The organism is Labrenzia sp. R5_0, assembly GCF_017743835.1.
GTDB lineage: Bacteria > Pseudomonadota > Alphaproteobacteria > Rhizobiales > Stappiaceae > Roseibium > Roseibium algicola.
In genome coordinates this window covers 1-20,684 of the sequence record NZ_JAGHRK010000001.1, presented here as the reverse complement: position 1 = coordinate 20,684, position 20,684 = coordinate 1, and the positions used below count along the sequence as shown (strand labels likewise).

The 20,684-nt window shown below is 60.2% G+C and carries 18 protein-coding genes; 8 read left to right on the top strand and 10 right to left on the bottom strand.

Features of this window, described 5'->3' with window-relative positions; genetic code table 11:
- Positions 1-46 precede the first annotated feature (46 nt).
- The gene (locus J7447_RS00090; RefSeq protein WP_209168417.1) at positions 47-1,840 is read right to left on the bottom strand and encodes a monovalent cation:proton antiporter-2 (CPA2) family protein; all 1,794 of its coding nucleotides are present in this window, start codon (positions 1,838-1,840) and stop codon (positions 47-49) included.
- 299 nt (positions 1,841-2,139) lie between these two features.
- On the opposite strand from J7447_RS00090, the gene J7447_RS00085 reads away from it, so the two are divergent.
- Complete coding sequence (locus tag J7447_RS00085) at positions 2,140-2,754, top strand: hypothetical protein (protein WP_209168416.1); 615 nt, start codon at positions 2,140-2,142, stop codon at positions 2,752-2,754.
- Positions 2,755-2,790: 36 nt separating this feature from the next.
- Here the strand turns inward: J7447_RS00085 and J7447_RS00080 are convergent, their stop codons facing one another.
- Positions 2,791-3,405 (bottom strand): HAD family phosphatase, encoded by a 615-nt coding sequence (locus J7447_RS00080; protein ID WP_209168415.1) that lies wholly within the window; start codon positions 3,403-3,405, stop codon positions 2,791-2,793.
- Between the two features lie 21 nt (positions 3,406-3,426).
- Positions 3,427-4,851: a metalloprotease TldD gene (gene tldD, locus J7447_RS00075; RefSeq protein WP_062490265.1), complete on the bottom strand. Its 1,425-nt coding sequence runs from the start codon at positions 4,849-4,851 to the stop codon at positions 3,427-3,429.
- 312 nt (positions 4,852-5,163) lie between these two features.
- Between tldD and J7447_RS00070 the strand changes: the two genes are divergently transcribed.
- Positions 5,164-5,376 carry a DUF2093 domain-containing protein gene (locus tag J7447_RS00070; protein ID WP_023002031.1) on the top strand — a complete coding sequence of 71 codons (213 nt, stop codon included), beginning with the start codon at positions 5,164-5,166 and terminating at the stop codon, positions 5,374-5,376.
- A 26-nt stretch (positions 5,377-5,402) separates the two neighbouring features.
- Here the strand turns inward: J7447_RS00070 and lpxK are convergent, their stop codons facing one another.
- Genes lpxK through J7447_RS00040 form a run of 6 tightly spaced genes read right to left on the bottom strand, consistent with a single transcriptional unit; the run spans position 5,403 to position 10,914 of the window.
- The gene (gene lpxK, locus J7447_RS00065; protein WP_209168414.1) at positions 5,403-6,425 is read right to left on the bottom strand and encodes a tetraacyldisaccharide 4'-kinase; all 1,023 of its coding nucleotides are present in this window, start codon (positions 6,423-6,425) and stop codon (positions 5,403-5,405) included.
- Entirely contained in the window at positions 6,422-7,738 is a 1,317-nt protein-coding gene (locus J7447_RS00060; RefSeq protein WP_209168413.1) for a 3-deoxy-D-manno-octulosonic acid transferase, read from the bottom strand. The genes lpxK and J7447_RS00060 overlap by 4 nt, the downstream gene beginning before the upstream one ends.
- Positions 7,731-8,429, bottom strand: a complete 699-nt coding sequence (locus J7447_RS00055) for a lysophospholipid acyltransferase family protein (RefSeq protein ID WP_055657809.1) — start codon at positions 8,427-8,429, stop codon at positions 7,731-7,733. The genes J7447_RS00060 and J7447_RS00055 overlap by 8 nt, the downstream gene beginning before the upstream one ends.
- A gap of 32 nt (positions 8,430-8,461) precedes the next feature.
- The gene (locus tag J7447_RS00050; RefSeq protein ID WP_023002035.1) at positions 8,462-8,701 is read right to left on the bottom strand and encodes a DUF4170 domain-containing protein; all 240 of its coding nucleotides are present in this window, start codon (positions 8,699-8,701) and stop codon (positions 8,462-8,464) included.
- Positions 8,702-8,735: 34 nt separating this feature from the next.
- Entirely contained in the window at positions 8,736-9,584 is an 849-nt protein-coding gene (locus J7447_RS00045; RefSeq protein ID WP_197923128.1) for a 3'(2'),5'-bisphosphate nucleotidase CysQ, read from the bottom strand.
- Positions 9,571-10,914, bottom strand: coding sequence for a TldD/PmbA family protein (locus tag J7447_RS00040; protein ID WP_209168412.1), 1,344 nt, complete (start codon positions 10,912-10,914; stop codon positions 9,571-9,573). The genes J7447_RS00045 and J7447_RS00040 overlap by 14 nt, the downstream gene beginning before the upstream one ends.
- 443 nt (positions 10,915-11,357) lie before the next feature.
- On the opposite strand from J7447_RS00040, the gene J7447_RS00035 reads away from it, so the two are divergent.
- A complete protein-coding gene (locus J7447_RS00035) occupies positions 11,358-11,948 on the top strand; it encodes a DUF6101 family protein (protein ID WP_208984425.1) in 591 nt (196 codons plus the stop codon).
- 53 nt (positions 11,949-12,001) lie between these two features.
- On the opposite strand, the gene ubiA is transcribed toward J7447_RS00035, so the two are convergent.
- Positions 12,002-12,958 (bottom strand): 4-hydroxybenzoate octaprenyltransferase, encoded by a 957-nt coding sequence (ubiA, locus tag J7447_RS00030; protein ID WP_055657806.1) that lies wholly within the window; start codon positions 12,956-12,958, stop codon positions 12,002-12,004.
- 367 nt (positions 12,959-13,325) lie between these two features.
- On the opposite strand from ubiA, the gene purD reads away from it, so the two are divergent.
- The 5 genes from purD (at position 13,326) to J7447_RS00005 (ending at position 20,634) form a co-directional block, all read left to right on the top strand.
- Entirely contained in the window at positions 13,326-14,597 is a 1,272-nt protein-coding gene (gene purD, locus J7447_RS00025) for a phosphoribosylamine--glycine ligase (protein WP_209168411.1), read from the top strand.
- A gap of 110 nt (positions 14,598-14,707) precedes the next feature.
- On the top strand, positions 14,708-15,625 hold the full coding sequence (locus tag J7447_RS00020; RefSeq protein WP_152504589.1) for an alpha/beta hydrolase: 918 nt from the start codon (positions 14,708-14,710) through the stop codon (positions 15,623-15,625).
- A gap of 427 nt (positions 15,626-16,052) precedes the next feature.
- On the top strand, positions 16,053-19,202 hold the full coding sequence (locus tag J7447_RS00015; protein ID WP_209168410.1) for an EAL domain-containing protein: 3,150 nt from the start codon (positions 16,053-16,055) through the stop codon (positions 19,200-19,202).
- A 123-nt stretch (positions 19,203-19,325) separates the two neighbouring features.
- Positions 19,326-20,174, top strand: coding sequence for a patatin-like phospholipase family protein (locus tag J7447_RS00010; RefSeq protein ID WP_209168409.1), 849 nt, complete (start codon positions 19,326-19,328; stop codon positions 20,172-20,174).
- A 115-nt stretch (positions 20,175-20,289) separates the two neighbouring features.
- Positions 20,290-20,634: a hypothetical protein gene (locus J7447_RS00005; protein ID WP_023002044.1), complete on the top strand. Its 345-nt coding sequence runs from the start codon at positions 20,290-20,292 to the stop codon at positions 20,632-20,634.
- Positions 20,635-20,684 lie beyond the last annotated feature (50 nt).

Here is a 20,684-nt window from a genome sequence, read left to right as displayed (position 1 = left end):
TCGGCGCCTTTTTTGTTTCCGAAATCCTGGTGATGAGCCTTGCCGCCTATTCCGCGGCTGGTGCGTCAGGAGCGTTCGCCTCCATCGACCGGCGCGGCGTTACCTTGTGCAGCTTGTCGGCGCCGGCAAACATGCCCTCACGCAGTTGCTGGGCAAGCCGCTCCTCGTCCCGGTCGCGGACGTCTTCCTCGATCTGGTCGATCCGGTCGAGGGGAGTTCCCAGTGCCTCGAGTGCCGCCCGGCCGAAGACGACGCTCGATTCGAAGGTTTCACGAATCTGGAAATCGACGCCCCGTTTGGTGAGGTCCAGCATATGCGCGCGGTCCGTCGCCCGGCAGAAGATCAGCGCTTCGGGGAAGCCTTCGCGCACGAGGTCGATGGCCTTGCCCATCACCTTGTCGTTCTCGATACACATGGCAACCAATGTTGCCTTGCCTGCCCCAGCCGCCGCCAAAACGTCTGCCCGCGTCGCATCGCCGTAATAGACCTTGTAGCCCTGCTTGCGGGCGTAGGCGATACGGTCCGGCCGGTTGTCGATGGCGGTGATCTCAAGACCTTCGGATGTCAGGAACTGGGCCACCACCATGCCGAAGCGGCCGAAGCCGATCACCAGCACGGTCGGAGTTGCCTCCTCGAATGTCTCGATCGACGGGTTTTCAACACCCCGTGCCTTGACCCTGGCCGCCAGCCGGTCCAGCCCGAGGCAGGCAACCGGCGTCAGCAACATGGTCAAGACCACAATCGCGTTCAGCTGGTTGACGGCCTGATAGCTCAACAGGCGTTCGCCGACAGCGGCGGTGAACAGGACAAAGGCGAATTCACCACCTTGAGGCAGCGTGACGGCAATGCGCAATGCATCGGAATTCGGCGAGCCGGTGCCCCGTGACAGAGCCCAAAGGAATATGCCCTTCACGCCCATCACACAGATGACGCCGATTGCGAGGATTTCCCAGTGGGTCATCACCAGGTAGACATCCAGCGACATGCCGACGGCGACAAAGAACAGGCCCATGAGCAAAGACCGGAAGGGCTCGATGTCGGCTTCAAGCGTATGGCGGAAACTCGATTCGGCCAGCAGAACACCTGCCAGGAACGCCCCGAGCGCCATCGACAGGCCGACCGCATGCATGATGCCGGCACTGCCAAGAGCGACGAGGAGAGCGGCTGTCAGCATGACCTCGCGCGCGCGGCTTGCCGCCAGCAGCAGGAAAATCGGCGACACCAGATATCGGCCAGTCAGGATAACGGCAGCCACCGCCGCCAGAACGATCAGGATCTCGCTCGCGATCTGGGTGTAGGTGGACGGGCCTTCCCCCGGCGCCAGAATGGCGACCATCGCAAGCAGTGGCACGATGGCGATATCCTGAAGCAACAGGATGCCAAACGCGCGCTGGCCGTATGTTGAGGAAAGTTGTCCGCGTTCCTGCAGGATCTGCAGCGCGAACGCGGTGGAAGAAAGCGCCAGGCCGAAGCCAGCAACCAGAGAGGTGGTGAAGGAATAACCGAACAGCCGCCCTATGGCGTAGAAGGTCACACCGGTCAGAAGCACCTGGGCCGTTCCAAGGCCGAAGATGTCACGCTTCATCCGCCAGAGTTTTCGCGGGTCCAGCTCCAGACCGATGACAAACAGCAGCAGGACGACGCCAAGTTCGGCGACATGAAGCACGTCCTCGCCCGAGCCGAGAAGCTTTAGGCCGTGCGGGCCTATAACGGCTCCGGCAGCGAGATAACCGACCACCGATCCAAGCCCCAGCCTTTTGGCGATCGGTACGGCGACGACCGTCGCGGCCAGAAACACGATCGATTCGGCAAAAAACGGAGGGGCTCCTTCTGCTGCCATTCCTTCTCCTTAACCGCATGGTCCCGACGCGTCGCCTTCTTGTTTCAGGCGACTTCGGCTCACTTCAACGATATCAGAGAATACGCCCTATCCTTTAATCAAATCCAGCGACTGCAGCAAAAAAGTGCTTTATTTTCAATCAAAGGACAGCCCACGCGCCGAGAACCGCACAAGCTGATTGCACGTTGGATATTTGCTGCGTAGCGTTGCAGATGTCCGGTGAAAAAGTCTGGCAGGCAACGTCCAGTCCAAAGGCTGGCTATCTATCCCTGTACTCCAAGACGGAGCTCTTGCACCGCATGTCCGATCTGTTTGCCTCAATCGATGCCGCACGCCTTGCCTGCGGGTTTCTGCCGCTGTCTCAGATGATGGAAATCCTGGACGGAAATCATGTTCTGGATCCCTTTTCCACGCTGGTTTCCGAAGGCGTATCGGCGGGCAGGAACAACATCTTTTATCCGGGCGTCACGCTGAAGGCCTCATCCGGAGCAAAGATCCAGCTGGGCGACGACAACATTGTGCACTCCGGCAGCCATTTCGAAGCGTCGAACGGCAATATTCTGATCGGTAACAAGAACCAGTTCGGCGAAGGCGGATTTACCGCCAAGGCCAACAGGCCCGGCGCGGAAATCCGGATAGGAAGCCATGGCCGGTTCCTCAACAACCCGGCCCTGTTCGGCAGATGCATGCTGGGAGACGGCAGTCAGATCCTCGGCAATATCACGGTCGACAGCTGCAAACTGTCGGACGGAGGCTCCTTTCAGGAAGATGATCCGGACATGAGAGGCGGTCTGCTGAAAGGAAGCGGCGTTGCCAGGAACCTGAGCGTGGCACGCGGCATGGTGATAGCCGGAAACGGGACTTTCAGTTCGGAAGACCTGCTGCCTCAAAGGCACTTTCACCCAAAGCCCTGACTGAAACACCCCGATCGCGCAAACCTGCGTTCCTGATCAGATCAGCCGACAAGCCCTCAGGAACGTTTCCAGGCCATCCGCAGTCACGTAGTGATGGCCCTTAAGCCCGACGCTCTGCGCCCCTTCTATGTTTTCCGCTCGGTCATCGACAAACGCACTTTCCTCGGGACCGTAGCCGTAGCGGCCGCAGATGCGCTCAAAGACCAGCGGATCAGGCTTGCGGGCTCCAAACTCAGCCGAGACATGGGCTTTCTCACCGAAAATTTCGACCGTTTCCGGCGCGCAGACGGGCAAGGCATCCTTCAAGAGCATGCCGTTGTTGGTCAGCAGCGCAATGTCTGCGGTCGCCTTCAGGCGGCGGACAAGCGACAAGACATCCCGGCGCGGGCGCATCATCTGCCGGCGCACATCCGCCCAGGTTTCGAAATCGATCGGAAACTCGAGCAGCCTTGCAAATTGCTCCAGATAGGCCTCGGCCGTTGCAGGATCTCCCGCCTCGGCTGCATTCTCATGAGGACCGCCCCAGACCGAGCGATCAATATCGGCCGCAGGCCTTCCTGTCAGCTCTTCAAGCAACTTCAAGCGGATCTGGTGGTCATAGTCGTAGAGCACCAGATCCATATCGAAGATGACGAATTTTATGTCCGGCATAGGTCCTTCCAGGCGGCTTTGTCAGACCGCCGTCCCGCCTATGGTCATGGCATTGATGCGCATGGACGGTTGGCCGACGCCAACCGGCACGCCCTGCCCCTGCTTGCCGCAGGTGCCCATGCCGGGATCGAGTTTCATGTCGTTCCCGATCATGGCAACGCGGGTCAGCGCGTCCGGTCCGTTACCGATCAGCATTGCCCCTTTCAGCGGCGCGCCAACCTTGCCGTTCTCCACGCGGTAGGCTTCGGTGCAGGAGAACACGAATTTGCCGGAGGTGATGTCGACCTGGCCACCGCCGAAAGACACGGCGTAAATGCCGTCCTTGACCGATGCCAGGATCTCGTCCGGATCCTTGTCACCGGCCATCATTACCGTATTGGTCATGCGCGGCATCGGGATGTGGGCGTAGGACTGCCGGCGGCCATTACCGGTCGGCTCCATGCCCATCAGGCGCGCATTCTGGCGGTCCTGCATGTAGCCCTTCAGGATACCGTCCTCGATCAGTACCGTTCGGCTGGAAGGCGTACCTTCGTCGTCCACAGTCAGCGAACCCCGCCGATCGGCAATCGTTCCGTCGTCAACGATGGTCACGCCAGGCGAAGCGACGCGCTGGCCCATGAGACCGGCGAACGCTGACGTTTTCTTGCGGTTGAAGTCGCCTTCCAGTCCGTGGCCGACGGCTTCGTGCAGAAGAATGCCCGGCCAGCCCGGCCCCAGCACGACATCGAAAGTGCCGGCAGGTGCCGGAACCGCTTCCAGATTGACCAGAGCCTGACGCAGCGCCTCGTCGACACCGCCCTGCCAGTTTTCCGTGGTGATGAATCGCTCGAAGCCTTCCCGGCCACCGCAACCGAAAGAGCCGCTTTCCTGGCGTTCGTCATTGCCGGCGACGACGGAAATGCTGAGCCGCACCATCGGACGCACATCGCGCACCAGATGACCGTCCGCACGCAGGATCTCGACCACCTGCCAGGACCCCGCCAGAGACGCGGACACCTGCCGCACGCGTGGATCCTTTGCCCGCGCGTAGGCATCGATTTCCTGCAGTAGCTTGACCTTGTCCTCGAAGCTCGGCCCGCCAAGCGGGTTTGCATCGGTATAAAGCGTCTGGTTGGTGCGCGCAGGTGCTGCCGCGTAGCTACCCGAATACCCCTTCTTGACGGCGCTGACCGCATCGGCCGCCCGTTTCAATGCACCTTCGGAGATATCTCCGGCATGAGCGTAACCGGCAGCTTCACCGGCAACGGCTCTCAGACCGAAACCTTGTGCGGTGTCGTAGTTGGCCCCTTTCAGGCGCCCGTTGTCGAAGACCAGGCCCTCGCTTTGCCGATATTCGACAAAAAGCTCGCCATCATCCGCTCCATCAAGTGCGTCCTGAGTGATCCGCCTTGCCGTTTCGAGGCCCAGGCCTGAAGATTCGATAAGATCGGTGGTGGAAAGGGTCATCTGTCTGTCCTGATTTCGCCCGCAGTGTCTGCCGATGCAGGTTGCATTGCCAGACCGGGCAATTTGGTTGTTTCTCTCAACATAGGCGTTTTGGCGCGCAATTCATCCCATAAGCGGAGAATTCCACTTGCCAGTCATACGGTACCGCACGCCGGAATGCAGTCGGGGCCGGGTTACCCTGCGCGGTTTTGAAGCCGACTGTCCCACAACGGGGAAAAGGCCCGCTGGCAAAGCTTTGACTTGCCCTCTCCTGCCAGTCTGCCATAAATGCTATCAAGACTTCCCGATAGACCGACAGCCAAACTGCAGATCATGAACCGCTACGAAAATCCGCGCATCCCCAATGAAGCCCGCGTCCGCTACCTGGACGGCGACTATCAGGTGGAAACACCGGGGACATTCGTGCGCTGTGCGGTCACCGGCACGGCGATCCCGCTGGACGAGCTGAAATACTGGTCTGTCGAACGGCAGGAAGCCTATGTCGATGCCAATGCGTCCATGAAGCGGTATCTGGAAACGCGCTGAGCCGCATCAGGCGAACTCAAGCAGCCTCATTTTCCGAACTGACGCCGACGCAGCCGCTCCTTGATGAGTGACGCCAGCCTGTCTTCGTCGTCGATCTCCATTCGCACTTCCAGGACGGCCGCACTGGATGCGATCCAGTGGAACAGTTCTCCCGTCGACGTTTCCAGCCTGGCCATGTCCTTGGACGTCGTCACCAGCTTGAAGCCGGCTTCCTCGGCTTCGGTCAGCAGCGTACGCACGTCGGTTTGCGTGTATTGATGGTGATCGGGGAATTCCCGCGTTTTCTTCACGTCGTAGCCAAGCGATTTCAGCGTATCGAAGAATTTCTGCGGTCTGCCGATGCCCGCAAATGCAAAGAGCCTGCTTCCCGCCAGTTCATCGTTCGGCTGTGGCCGCACATGCGCGTGAAGGATCGGCAACCCCTTGCGTCCAGCCAGATGCACAGCTTCCTCTGCCGCATCCCCCTCGCCTACCAGGACCAGGCAATCGGCCTTCACGATCTGCTTGGCCGCAGGTGCCCGCAAGGGCCCGGCAGGCAGACACTTGCCATTGCCGAACCCCACGCTGCAATCGACCAGCACCAGGCTGAGATCCTTGGCCAGCGCCGGGTTCTGAAATCCGTCATCCATCAAAAGGACATCAATGGGTTGCTGTTCGGCAAGCCGTGCCCCCGACGGCCTGTCGGCCGCAATCACGGTTGGACCGTACCGGGCCAGCAACAAGGCCTCGTCACCGACAACATCGGCGTCGTGCATGCTGGCCTCGACGAGGAGCGGCCCTTTGGCCTTGCCGCCGTAACCGCGCAGCAGGAAACCGGGCCGCAAGCCTTCTTCCTGCAATCTGTAGGACAGTTCGATGGCGAAGGGGGTCTTTCCGGTTCCGCCAACGACGAAATTGCCGACGCAGATTACAGGCAACCGGCTTTTCGCTTTCGGCTTCTTCAACATACGGCGGCCAGAGACCAGTCCGTAAATCCAGCCTGCCGGCGACAGCAGCCAACTTGCCAGTGTCTGTCCCGGCTTCCACCAGAAGTCGGGCGCCGACTTCATGCGCGGCCCCGCGGCAGCGGATCGTCAGTCGCCGGACCTGCTTTTCCCAATATGGGTTGCAACACTTTCAGGGTTTCGGCCAAGGCACCGCGCCCGGCCTCGACCAGGGCTCTTGCTCTTTCCGCCTGCGCCCGGGCAGCGTCAGCATCGCGCAAAAGACTGCCGACACAATCTGCCAGGTTCTCCGGCAACTCCGCTTTCAGTGAAGCCCGCCGGCTCCAGAAGTCCTTGTAGACGGCGCGGGCGTTCGCAACACGCGGGCCAGTTACCAGCGCGGAGCCCGACAATGCAGCTTCCACCGGGTTATGACCGCCTGCATCGTTGAATGAACCACCCAAAAACGTCACCGGTGCCAATCTGTAAAAAAGTCCCATCTCGCCCAGTGTATCACCGAGATAGACATCTGTGTCCGTTTCAATTGCCTGATCCAGACTTCGACGCGCCGCACGCAGGCCACGGCTATCGATCATGGCCGCAATATCATCTGTCCGAACGGGATGTCGCGGCACCAGGACCAGCAGGAGACCGGGAAATTCCTCGGTGAGACGGCCAAAGGCCTCGAGTACGATTTCGTCCTCGCCCGGATGCGTCAGGGCGGCCAGCCAGACCGGACGCGCTCCTGTCTGCACCAACAGGGCGGTTGCCTGGCCTTCGTCCACGGCCGGGTCCGGTGCATCGAATTTCAGATTGCCGGGCGTTGAAACATTGCGGCAGCCCAACAGGCGGAACCGCTCGCCATCGGCGGCGCTTTGCGCCAGAACCATATCCAGACACCGAAACAGATATCGGGAAATACGCGGAAAGCGCGCCCAGCTTCGATACGACCGGTCCGACAGGCGGCCGTTGAGAAGTACGAAGGGCGTTTGCCGTGAACGCATTTCATCGAAAAGGCACGGCCAGATTTCGGACTCGACCACCATCGCCAGGTCCGGGGACCAGTGGTCGAGAAATCGGCAGATCGGCCCGGGCGCATCGAATGGCATGAACTGGTGGATCGCCCCTTCCGGCAAGCGGCCCTGTGCCAGCTGTGCCGCCGTCACGGTGACTGTGGTCAGGAGCACCTTGTTGCCGGACCCCGTCAGTTCATCAACCAGCGGCAGCACGGATACGGTTTCACCGACACTGGCCGCATGGATCCAGACAAGCTTGCCTGCAGGCCGGCTTGTCGCACTCCGTCCGAAACGCTCCCCCTTGCGGGCCGGTAATTCCTTGCCGGAGCGGCTGCGCAGCCAGAAAAGCAGATTGAACAGAGGCGTCAGAGCCCGTGCAAGGCCCCTGTAGAGACTGAAGACAAGGGGTCGCCGGTCAGCCATCCGCCCTTCCGACCAGCTCGTAAGCACGTTTCGTTGCGGCGTTGAGCCCCTCTTCCACCTTGAGGCGGTATTCCTCAAGCGTGTCGTCGTCCGCATCGGCGGGAACCCAGATGAGATCACTCACCGCGATGCTGCCCCGGCCGAACGGCAGGTTGACGCTGGCCTTGTCCCAACTGTTCAGCTCGATGCTGCGGCTGGTTGCCACCGCCACAGGCAGGACGGGACGGCCCGAATGCTTGGCAAGCTGAACGATGCCAACGCCAGACTTGCGGGCCGGACCTTTGGGCACATCCGCCGTCATGGCGATGGAATAGCCTTCCTTGAGCGCACGAAGCGCCTCGATGAAACCACGCATGCCGCCGCGCTTTTTTATCTGGCGTGCGTTCTTGCCGCCGGAGGCACGGATCAGGCCGAGGCCGAGCTTGCGGGCCGCGATCGCGTTGACCTCGCCATCGGCAGACCGGGAAATCATCACCTTGGCGGGCCAGTGAGCCGGCTTGGCGAAGGGCACCATGAAGTGCTGGCCGTGCCACATGGCCACGATAACCGGGAGATCCTGTTCGGAACGTTCGTGCACGCCCTCCGGATCGATCACGAACCGGTTGGTACGGTAGACCAGTTTCAGGTAAACGGCCATCAAAGTGCCGATGCTGGCCAGAACCCAGGGCTGACGGCCGAGGCGTTTTATCATTTGGTGTTGTCGCCTGAGAGAGCTGCGCTGCCTTAAGAAGCCGTTTCCGGATCGAGCAAGCGGTGCATGTGGACGATGAAGTAACGCATATGAGCGTTGTCGACCGTCGCCTGTGCCTTGGATTTCCAAGCTTTGTAGGCTTCGGCATAATTCGGGTAGATTCCGACGATATCCAGTTCGTCCAGATCGCGGAACGTCAGCCCTTCCGGTGATTCCAGCTCGCCGCCGAACACAAGATGAAGGAGCTGCTTCGGAGTATCGGTATTACTCATCAATATCCTCGCTTTCGTCGCTGCAACCGGACTGTTACCTGATCAGGTCGTCGAGCGCGTCGCGCACAGGCCCGATCAGCGCAACAGGAGCTGCGATCAGGGCCGGGTGGCCGGTCTTGGCGCGGTTGTAGATCAGGTTCCGACCCGACAGGTCGGTCAATACACCGCCCGCTTCCTGCACCAAAAGATCCGCCGCCGCAAGATCCCAATCGCTCGGCCCGCCTCGTGCGGCCCCGACATCGACCCGTCCCGCCGCCACGATCGCCAGCCGATAAGCCAGGGAGCGCAGGATTTCCGTGCCGACAAAACCTGCAGCGACAACGTCCTGATTGGCAACAATGGAATGAGGCCCGGTCAAGGTTGCGCCGGAAAGGCCGGTGCGATCTGACACCGCCAGTCGTGCCCCATTGAGCCAGGCTCCGCCGCCTGTACGGGCCAGAAACATCTCGTCCCGGCGCGGGCAAAAGACCGAAGCCGCAACGGGCCGACCAGCCTCGACCACGGCAATCGCCACCGTCCATTCGTCCCCACCCGCCAGAAAGGCCCGCGTGCCGTCAATCGGATCGACAATGAAGACACGCTCGTGGTTGAGACGGCTGCGGTCGTCGGCGGTTTCCTCCGAAAGCCAGCCGTAGTCCGGCCGCGCAGACCGCAGGTAGTCCGCAAGAAAACGGTCTACCGCGAGATCTGCCTCGGAAACCGGCGACATGCCCGCCTTGCCCTTGTACCAGGTCTCCGGATCCTGACCGAAGAAACCCAGCGCAATATCGCCCGCCTGGCGCGCAGCCAACTCCAGCAGGCGCAGGTCCGCGTCCCTTCCGGCTTCATCCAGCCCGATTTCGCTTCGTCCGGTGTCGTTCAGGCCCTTGTCAGCTTCCGGCAAGGGCCATTCCTTCAATCATGACCGAGGGAGTGGCTGCCGAATAACGATTGTCGAGGTCGCTGCCGGGCACGAGCCGTGCAAACATGTCCTTCAGATTGCCTGCAATGGTGATTTCACTGACGGCTTCCACGATCTGGCCGTTTTCGAACCAGAACCCGGCTGCCCCGCGCGAATAGTCACCGGTAAGGCCGTTTACGCCGTGACCGATCAGGTCGGTCACCAGCAGGCCCTGCCCGGCTTCCGCCATCAATTCTTCCAGCGATTTTTCGCCAGGCATCAATGTGACGTTCGTTGCGCCAGGCGACGTGCCGCTGCCACTGCGGTGCGCCCGGCCATTGGGCGTCAGGCCCAGTTCGCGTGCGGAAGCACCGTCCAGAAACCAGTGTCGCAGGACACCGTCTTCAATGACATCGAGACGTTCCGCCCGGGTCCCTTCCCCGTCGAAGGGGCGTGTTGCGGCACCCCGGCGCTTGAACGGGTCGTCAACCACCTGGATGCCAGGTGCGAACACGGCCTCGCCCATCCGGTCTTTCAGGAAGCTGGTCTTGCGCGCAATTGCGGCCCCGTTGATCGCCCCGACAAGGTGCCCGAGAATGCTGCGGGCAGCGCGCGATTCATAAATGACATTCGCGGTACGGGTCGAAAGCTTGTTCGGGTTGAGACGGCGCACAGCTCTTTCCCCGGCCCTGCGTCCGATCTCCGCCGGTGCTTCCAGGTCTTCGTAATAGGTACGGCTGTCGAAATCGTAATCCCGCTCCATGCCGGTCCCTTCCCCTGCGACGGCTGTCATGGACATGCCATAGCGGGACGACATATAGGACCCTTGGAACCCATGGCTGGTCGCCAGAACGACACCGGCAAGACGCCAGGAGGCTCCCGCACCGCCGGATTTGGTGACGCCTTCGACGTCCAGACCGGCAGCTTCCGCTTCCAGCGCAATCTGCGTCAGGTCCTCGGCAGTCATTTCCTTTGTGTCCAGAAGCTCGAGTTCCGGAAACTCCTTCACGAGAAGATCCTGATCGGCAAGACCGGCGTAGGGATCTTCCGGCGCGACCTTGGCCATGGCGACGGCACGTTCAGCCAGGCTTGCCGGGTCATCGAGACGGTTGGCTGAGACAGCAGCAGTGCGCTTGCCAACAAACACCCTCAAGGTGACGTCGTCGCCTTCGGCGCGCTCGGTTTCTTCCACCTTGCCTTCGCGAACATCGACCGAAAGCGAGACACCGGTAACCGCAATCGCGTCGCAGGCGTCAGCTCCGGCCTTGCGGGCTGCTTCCACCAGACGGGCTGCTCGGGATTGCAATTCGCTTTGATCAATCAGTTCCGACATCGTGTCCGCTCTTTCGTCTTCTGGTTCGGCAGTTGTTTACGCCCCGCACGGCTGCGCTGCAACTGTCGGGGCCTTTTGCGGGCAATCCGGTCGTGCCGGGCGCCTTCCAGAGCCATGGTTTTCCCCTGATAGGTGGGAAATGGGATTTTGAGCCGGTTCCGGCAAGAGGTTGCAATGCCGCAGCGCCTCATCCGATTTTCGTAATGATGACCGCTAGATAGGCGGGATCGGGACAGGGCGGCAAATTCATTCAAAGGTTGTATCAAGTCGAATCTGCCACATGACTGAACAAGGTGTTACCTGTCTGATTACATTCCAGTAACCCTCTTATAAATCAGACTTTTTTAACTCTGTATCTTAAGTGGTTCACGACTTTTCTTCAGTAGATTGAATGCATCGAGAGACCAAAAATGGTCCGACCTAAAGGTCCGGTGGAGAGTCATTTGAGACGTCAAACAGAAATACAGGAAATGGTAGCAACCGGGGTCGGCGCCCAAACGATGCCGCATCCCGGTTGCCTGCCGGCCCACTTCGAGCAACGCCTTGAAAACCGGCCGGGTACCCCTTCCCTGCCAGCCGAAATTTTCCTGGATCGTGACAGGGCGGTCATCAAGCGGCGGGTTGCCGGTGTTCCGGTGACGGTGGTGGTGCCCGCTCAAGGTTTCGATGGTGTCATGGTCCGGATCGTTCCGGGCGCGGTGCCGGGCGAAATCGTGGCGGCACTGATCCTGAAACATCCCGATAGCGCGCTGTCGATCACCCTGGCCGAAACCGAGAAATCCGACGACCTCGCGGTCCTGTGGAGCCGGTGGGCCCAGGTGTTCAACCTGCCTATGCTGGTGTGTGACCTCGGCGGCAAGGTAAAGCCGATCGAAGCCTACAGCGCCGTTCCGGCTTCAAAACCTGCGCCCCGGCGCAAGCTGCGCCTATTGACCGGCCGCCGTCCGCGCTTCCTGAACCGCCGTCTTCCCGGCCGGCAGGAACCTTCGGCAACCGTCCACGCCAATGAGCGTGAGATTATTGCCCGCACCTGAGCGTGCACACGAAGGTCTTCAAAAAAAAGCCCCGCTGAACGGGGCTTTTTTCGTTAGAGCGCACCGATAAGGGCATCGGCGAAGAAACCGAAGAACAGGATCCAGCCATAGGTCCCGTTGGATCGGAACAGTTGCAGGCACTGATCGCCGTCATCGATATCCAGAACGACGATCTGCCACCCCAGGTGAATGACGCCAGCCAGGATACCGATAAAAGCGGCCGGACCGGCATCGGCAAAGATCGCAGCCAGAAAGAACAGCGCGGTTGCGCAGCTGTAGAGCAGGATGAGAGCCGGCTTGGTGTGCTCATCGAAGAGGCGGGCCGTCGACTTCACACCGACAAGCGCATCGTCCTCCTTGTCCTGATGGGCATAGATCGTGTCGTAGCCGATCGTCCAGCAGATGCCGCCGATATAGAGAAACACCGGAGACCAGGACAGGGACCCAAAGGCGGCCGCCCAGCCCATGAGCGCCCCCCAGGAAAAGGCGAACCCCAGAAACAGCTGCGGCCAGTTGGTGATGCGCTTCATGAACGGGTAGACCGCAACCGGCAGCAGCGAGGCGATGCCCAGCCAGATCGTGTAGGTGTTGAACTGAAGCAGCACCGCAAGGCCGATGAGGGCCTGGACCACCAGAAAAATCTTTGCCTGAAGTCTGGACACCTGCCCCGCCGGGATGGGCCGGGAGCGGGTCCGCTCGACCTTGGAATCGATGTCGACGTCGACGAGGTCGTTGTAGGTGCAGCCTGCACCGCGCATGGCAACCGCACCGATGAAAAACAGAACCATGTGCCAGGGGTCCGGCCAGGCCTTGCCACCGGCGACCGCCGCCAATGCCGCCGACCAGAAACAGGGCCACAGCAACAGCCACCAACCGATCGGACGTTCCCAGCGGGCAAGGCGCGCATAGGGGCGCAGCCCAGCCGGCAGCCGCGTGTCCACCCAGTGCTGCTTGACCGCATCTGCAACCGGCCCCGTGTCGTTCGTGGAAAACACTTTAGATCCGTCCATTTCTCGATTATCCGGCGGAAACGCTCCTGCTTTCCGCTCTTCTCAGGTTCTTTTAGCGATTTTCAGCAGGAAATTCATCCCGCAAGAGGTCACAGGGGCGCTATCGTGAAACTCAGAGTTGGGCAAGGTGCCATGGTCTGACGACCCAAACCCGGTCAGCCCTCGGTTTCCTCTTCGCGCTTGCCACCCCTGGCTGACAAGGTTCCGGCCTCTTCCTGGGCGCGGAAACCACCTCTCCCGCCGCGTCACAAGTTGGGCGGTGACCGGCAGAAATGCGCCGTTGCATGCGCCGCCAATTGCGGTATGCCGCCCTCCGTGTTAGGGGACGGCCCTCTTGCTTCAACCTTCACGAAGAGACTGCCCGTTTATGAAACTTCTCCTGATCGGATCCGGCGGCCGCGAACACGCGCTCGCCTGGGCGCTGGCAAAATCTCCCAAGCTGACCAAGCTCTATGCGGCGCCCGGCAATGCCGGGATTGCCGAGGTGGCCGAGCTTTGCAATCTGGACACCGCGGATCATCAGGCAGTCATCGGTTTCTGTCGCGAACATGCCATCGATCTTGTGGTCGTCGGCCCCGAGGCACCGCTTGTGGCAGGCCTTGTCGATGATCTGGAAGCGGCCGGGATCAAGGCTTTCGGTCCGTCCAGGGCAGCGGCCCAACTGGAGGGCTCCAAGGCCTTCACCAAGGGCGTGTGCGACGAAGCAGATATTCCGACCGCCGGATACGGCCGCTTTGATACGGCAGATGCCGCGCTCGCCTATGTCCGGGAAAAAGGTGCACCGATTGTCGTGAAGGCGGACGGGCTTGCAGCCGGCAAGGGTGTCGTCGTCGCCATGACGCTGAAAGACGCCGAAGGGGCGGTAACGGCCTGTTTCGAAGGCACGTTCGGGGCCGCAGGTGCGGAAGTCGTCATCGAGGAATTCCTGGAAGGCGAGGAAGCGAGCTTCTTCGTGTTGTCCGACGGCACCAACGCACTGCCGCTTGCCACCGCCCAGGACCACAAACGCGCCTATGATGGTGACGAGGGCCCGAATACCGGCGGCATGGGCGCTTACTCGCCAGCTCCCGTCCTGACAGATGCACTGATTGCCGAGGTGATGCGTACCATCATCGAGCCGACCATCGCGACACTGGCCAAACGTGGCACCCCTTTCAAGGGTGTTCTCTATGCGGGTCTGATGATCGGCAAGAACGGCCCGAAGTTGATCGAATACAATACCCGCTTCGGTGATCCGGAATGCCAGGTCCTGATGATGCGCCTCAAGAGCGACCTGCTGGAGCTGCTGCTTGCAAGCGTCGAGGGCCGGCTGGACCAGACAACGGCAGACTGGCGTGACGAAGCCGCACTGACGGTCGTCATGGCCGCCAAGGGTTACCCGGGCAGCTACGACAAGGGCACGGAAATCCGTGGTCTCGATACACCAGCAACGGATGACGTTGCCGTCTTTCACGCAGGCACCAAACGCGATGGCACGCAGATCTTGGCAAATGGCGGACGCGTTTTGAACGTGACGGCGGTCGGCACCACCGTTCGCGAGGCACAGCAACGGGCCTACGAGCGGATCCGCGACATCGACTGGCCGGAAGGCTTCTGCCGAACCGACATCGGCTGGCGGGCCATCGCCCGGGAAAGCTGAGGCCGAGCCAGGCGAAAAACCGGCAATCGTGGCATTTCCGGTTTCCGGGACTTGGCAGGCGCTTGAAAGCAAAGGTAATCTTCTCCCCGGTGCGGGCTGGGGAGACAGACGTGAAAAACGACCTGCCGGATCTGTTTCCGGGGTTTGACAGCATCACTGTGGAAGCCAACGATGTGCGGCTGTTCTGCCGGACCGGCGGGTCCGGCCCACCGTTGCTTTTGCTGCACGGCTACCCGCAATCTCATGTCTGCTGGCACAAGGTGGCCCCGCAGCTTGCCGAACACTTCACGCTCGTCCTGCCCGACCTGCCGGGGTATGGCCGTTCGTCCGTGCCGCCGCTATCACACGATCACGCGGCCTATTCCAAACGAAGCATGGCCTCGGCCATGGTCGAGCTCATGAAGGTGCTCGGCCACTCGACGTTCTTTCTGGCTGGCCATGACCGTGGCGGCAGGGTGGCTTACCGCCTTGCCCTCGATCACCCGCAAGCCCTTCTGAAGGTCGCCGTTCTCGACATCCTTCCGACATGTGACTACTGGGACCGGATGGACAGGCTGTTCGGCCTCAAGATCTATCACTGGATGTTTCTGGCCCAGGCTGCGCCTTTCCCGGAAAAAACTATTTCTGCCGCACCGATACGATTTCTCGATCACACGCTGGCCAGCTGGACTGCGGCCAAGACCCTGTCGTGCTTTTCCAAGGAAGCCATGGCGCATAACCGTGACTGGTTTTGCGAACCAGACCGGGTATCGGCAACCTGTGAGGACTACCGCGCAGGTGCAACGATCGACTACGACCACGACCGGGCGGATCTGGATGCGGGAAGAAAGATCCTTGTTCCCCTTCTTGCACTTTGGGGAAGCAAAGGTATCGCCACCAGCGTGGACGATCCGCTTGAAGTCTGGCGGGGCTGGTCAAGGACCGCTGTCGGCGCCGCGCTTCCCGGTGGGCACTTCCTGCCCGAAGAAGCCCCGGAAGAGACGGTCACTGCCCTCCTCGAGTTCTTCGCAAGCACGTCAGGCAGTTGATGGCACCGCGCCATACGACTTGTTTGCCAAGTCGAGGCTGGCTCGCGTCAATCGGCTGGGTCGAACACAGACGCTTGGGCGGCGACATCACCTCAACTGGTGACGCTCAAAGGTGATCGTCTGATTTAGATCAAACTATTTTGCTGCATCGCCAATCATCAGGCTCAGCGCAAATACATTTGATCTTGAGACTGGAAGATTTCCTCTCGGATGAATTCTATTCTTAATAAGCCTTAAGGAACACATTCAATACAATTTAACCAATACAGCCTATTGAGAAAATTGGCAGTGATGGTTTGCATAACTTCGCCGTGCCCGGTGACCATAACAAACAGCGGACTGTCCTTGCCGATCAAAGAGGAGCTACGGCTGCTCGGGGGAACGGGTGCAACGCGTGGGCAAGCAAGAGTTTTGGCAAGACAAGGACTTGCGCGACGAGAAATCGCGCACAATTGCGCGCGCGCGAAGTCCGAGTGCCATTCTTGACCAGATCCTGGCGCGGTGGTGCAAGGACGAAACCCGTTTCGAAAAACCCCTTCGCGTCGTTTTTCTGTCGTTTCTCTGCCTGACAGTTGCCGTCCTGACGCTCCAGAACGTGGTGACGGAATATCGTACGCTGAGCGAGCCGCAGGACCTGATCGTCCGGACGACTGAACGTCTTTTGATGCATCAAAGAGCGTTGGGGGAACAAACGCTCGATCAGGCAGTCAGTGTTGTCAGCGCCGACACCGATCTGCAGACAGCCATCCGCAAGAAAGACACCGCCAACATCAAGGCCGTTGCCGACAGGGTCTTTGCCGGAAAAGCTGCCGATCTCAATATTGCGGAATTGACCATCTATTCCGCCGACCAGCAGATCGTCTATCGCGCGCAAAGCAATGCCACCCCGGCACAGGATTCCGCCAGCTTCGAGACCGAACTGAATTCCAATCGTTTTCGCGAAGTCGATGCTATCGAACTCGGCCGCAACAACGAATTCATCGTCAGCGTGCTGAAACCCTGGCTCGTTGAGGGATCCCGGATCGGGTATCTGAAACTCGCGATCAATATCGAACAATCGCTCGCGCTGGCCAGTTCCGCGGTCAATGCCCAGATCGTCAAGGCCTGCGAAGTCGCCGAAGCAGGTGATTCCAGCACGGTTCACTACAAGGTGCTGGGCAATCTGACGCCGACCGGCTTCGACTTCAGCAAGATCGCCTCCAACGGCCACTTCGCCGGCTTCAACAGCTTCTTCCTCCAGAACAGCAAGGTGTTCATGGTTCGCGATCTGCCAATTATGGTCGTAACCCCGAACAACGACGTGAAGCTTCTGCTGGTAAAGGACATCACGGACAACATCTGGGACTTTGCCAAGGGGACATTGCTTTCACTGATGGCAGGCATCGGTCTGGCGCTGCTCGCCTGGACGGTGGTCTTCCGTCTCCTGTCCCGCCTTCAGTCCTCCGTGCAGCTGACGCGTTCGCGCCTCGAGGCAGAAGTTCTGGACAACACCCTGAAGCTGGAAAGCAGCACGCTTCAGCTTATCGAAGCCCAGCGGATTGCGCATGTGGGCAGCTGGGAACGCGATATCGCTTCAAACGAAATCCTAGGCTCGGAAGAATACTACCGGGTCATGAAGATCCCACCGAACCTTCCGGCAAACGAGATCCAGGCCTATCTCTTTGATCGTATTCCCGGTGACGACCGGAAGAAAACCCTGGACGCGGTCAACGCAGCGGTGAAATCCTGCGGTGAATTCGACACCGAACACCCGCTGGTGCATGACGACGGCACCATCCAGTACCTGCACGTTCGCGGGTATGTGCTTGCCGGTCGGGACGGCAAGGCATCCAAGGTGATCGGGACCGTTCACGACATCACCGACCGGTGCCTGGCAGAACGCAGGAACCATCTGCTGGCCAACATTCTGGAATCCTCGCTCAACGAGATCTACATCCTCGACGCGGAAACCTTCCAGATCGAATATGCCAACCGCTGCGCCCTGGCCAATCTCGGCTACACGATCGAAGAGCTGAAATCCCAGAAGATCGGCGATATCGATCCCGTTTACGACCCGAACACGGTCCGGCGCCACGTCGCGCCCCTCCTGAAAGGACATCGGGACAACCTGTCGGTCGAAAGCGTTCACCGGCGCAAGGACGGCACGGAATATCCGGTCGATCTCAGGGTACAGCTTCTCCGCGATCAGGACCGCGACCTGTTCGTGGCCATTGCCAATGATGTTTCCGAACGGGTGCAGCGGGAAAACGAAACCCGCGAAGCCAAGGTCCGGGCGGAGCGCCTGGCCTATTTCGACCCCCTTACCAAACTGTCCAACCGCGCCGGCTGCCAGCGCGATGCCAAGGAGCGTTTCGCCCGAAGCGAGAAGCCGGCGTTCCTGGTTCACGTCGACATGGACGGTTTCAAGCGGGTCAACGATACGCTCGGCCATCTTGCCGGCGATCATTGCCTGGAAGAGACGGGCCGCCGGCTGCGCGAAGTCTGCCGTGGTCTGGGCACGGCCTATCGCTGGGGAGGCGACGAGTTCGTCATTCTGGCGGAAAGCGGAACGTCGGATCCCAACGAGTTGTGCGAACGGGCACGCCGGATCATGCGGATGCCGATGGAGTTCAACGGCAACAGGTTCTGGCCGACCGTCAGCATGGGACTGGCACTGTGCCCGGAGGACAGTGACAACTTCGACACGCTTCTGGTCAATGCCGATCTCGCGCTTTACCAGTCCAAGGAAAACGGCAAGGACCGGTATACTTTCTTCCGTCCGGATATGCGCACAGACAGCGAAACGGAAGCACAGATCGAGCTGGAACTGAAGGACGCGGTCAAGAACGACCAGTTCTTCCTCGTGTTCCAGCCGCAGGTCAACCTGCGCACTCAGGCCGTCACCGGCATCGAAGCGCTGGTACGCTGGCGACACCCCGAACGCGGCACGGTCTCGCCCGGAGACTTTCTGCCGGTCGTGGAAAAATCCGGTCTGGCGCCGATCCTGGGTGAGATTGTCATCGACAAGGCCTTTGCCGCTGCCCGGCACTGGATCGACCAGGGCCTCGATTTTGGCCGCATCTCCGTGAACATCTCGCCATCGCACCTGTCGTCCGGGCTGCTGCTCGAGCACTTCAAGGCCGCGATGGAAAAGCACAATGTCGGACCGGAACGGATCACCGCCGAAGTTCTGGAATCGGTGTTCCTGAACGACAACCGGTCAGGCCACCTGGCTGCGCTGCGGCAGCTCTTCGAGCTGGGCGTTCATATCGAGCTGGATGATTTCGGCACCGGCTATGCATCCCTCTCCCATGTCTCGGACTTGCCGATAAACGGGCTCAAGATCGACCGTTCCTTCACGCGCCAGATGCTTCAGGACCCGAAAAAGGAAGTGATCGTCAACCAGCTCATCCACCTGGCCCGATCGCTCAACATCGGCATTGTCTGCGAAGGCGTTGAAACCGAAGAGCAATACGACCGGCTTCGGATGATGGGCGATTTCTCGATCCAGGGTTACCTGATTGCCCGGCCGATGCCGTTTGATCATGCAACGGACTGGATGTCGGAAGCCGCGGACGATCTATACTTCGTGATCTGAGTTTTTCCGGCACTGAGAGGGTTTTCCTGTTCGCAACTGCCGTTGCAGGCAGTTGCAAGGTTGGCAAGGCGCGCGTCAGCCCCCATGTGCAGGAAGTAACGCTCTCAATGCCGGACCCGCGCCATGCCCTCTACCTCCTCCCCCAGAATCGGTCTTGCCCTTGGCGGCGGCGGTGCGCGCGGCCTCGCCCACATCCCCGTTCTGGAAGCGCTGGATGACCTGGGCATAAAACCTGTCCGGATCAACGGCACGTCCATCGGTGCCCTGATGGGGGCGGCCTATGCCAGTGGTCGCAGTGGCCAGGAAATCCGCGACATTGCGCTGGAGATTTTTGCCGATCGCAACAGTGTGTTGTCGCGCCTGTGGCAGTTGAGACCACGCAAGTTCGCAGATGTGTTCCGTGGCGGCCCGGTGCAGTTCGACCCGCTTCGCGTGCTGGAAGTGTTTGTCTCGGACTATCTGTCCGAAACGTTCGAAGACCTGGACATTCCGCTGCGTATGCTGGCAACGGACTTCTATCGCTGCGAGGAAGTGGATTTTGAAAGTGGCCCCTTGCTGCCTGCCCTGGCCGCCTCGATTGCGATTCCCGCGGTTTTCAGACCCGTGCGCTATGGCGACCGGTTTCTGATCGACGGCGGCGTCGTCAATCCACTGCCTTTCGACGGGCTCAGGGCGAGTTGCGACATCGTCATTGCCGTTGATGTCGTTGGCGCGCCGGTGCCGCGAGACAACAAGGATGACATCAGCATGCTGGATTCCCTGTTCGGCTCTTCCCAGATCCTGATGCAGACCATCACAAAGCAAAAACTGAAATCAGATCAACCGGATATCCTGGTCAGCCCGCCCCATGACTCCATCCGCGTTCTGGACTTCATGAAAGCCGAGAGCATACTGGATAAGGCGGAATCCTTGCGTACAGTTACCAGGGACAAACTGGAGGAACTGATAAAAGAAACAATGGAAGTTACTTGATGGCAACATCAGCAGATTTATCCTTATAATTCCTTTTTATTGGACCCGACTTTGCGTTTAACAAATCATTAATCTTACTCCTAAATACTTTTCTCAATCTATTAGGAGAAGGTCAATGCGGCCATCGGGATCAACAGATTTGGAAGCCTGTCCGGTATCGGACGATTTGCTGAAACGGTTGCTGGATGCAACGTTGAACGCGGTGACTGATGTCGGATGCCAACTGCCGGAACAGCAGCGCGCGGCACTTGCCGTCTACTGCTATCGCCGTGCGCATTTCCGCCGTCTGGGCCTGTCGCTGGCCTCGCTTTGCAGCCAGCAGGCGCTGGTCATGGAGGCCGGGCACGCGGGCGATCTTATCTACCGCCAGGCAAGCAGCGCCGGGTTCATGAGCGAAGGCGACGCGGCCAACCGAACGGCAAAGTCCGGGAAACCGCCGGTCAGTCTTTACGTGGTCTGAAAGTCAATTCCGGGGCTGGTTCTTCCTCCCACCCGCCCCCACCTCAGGCA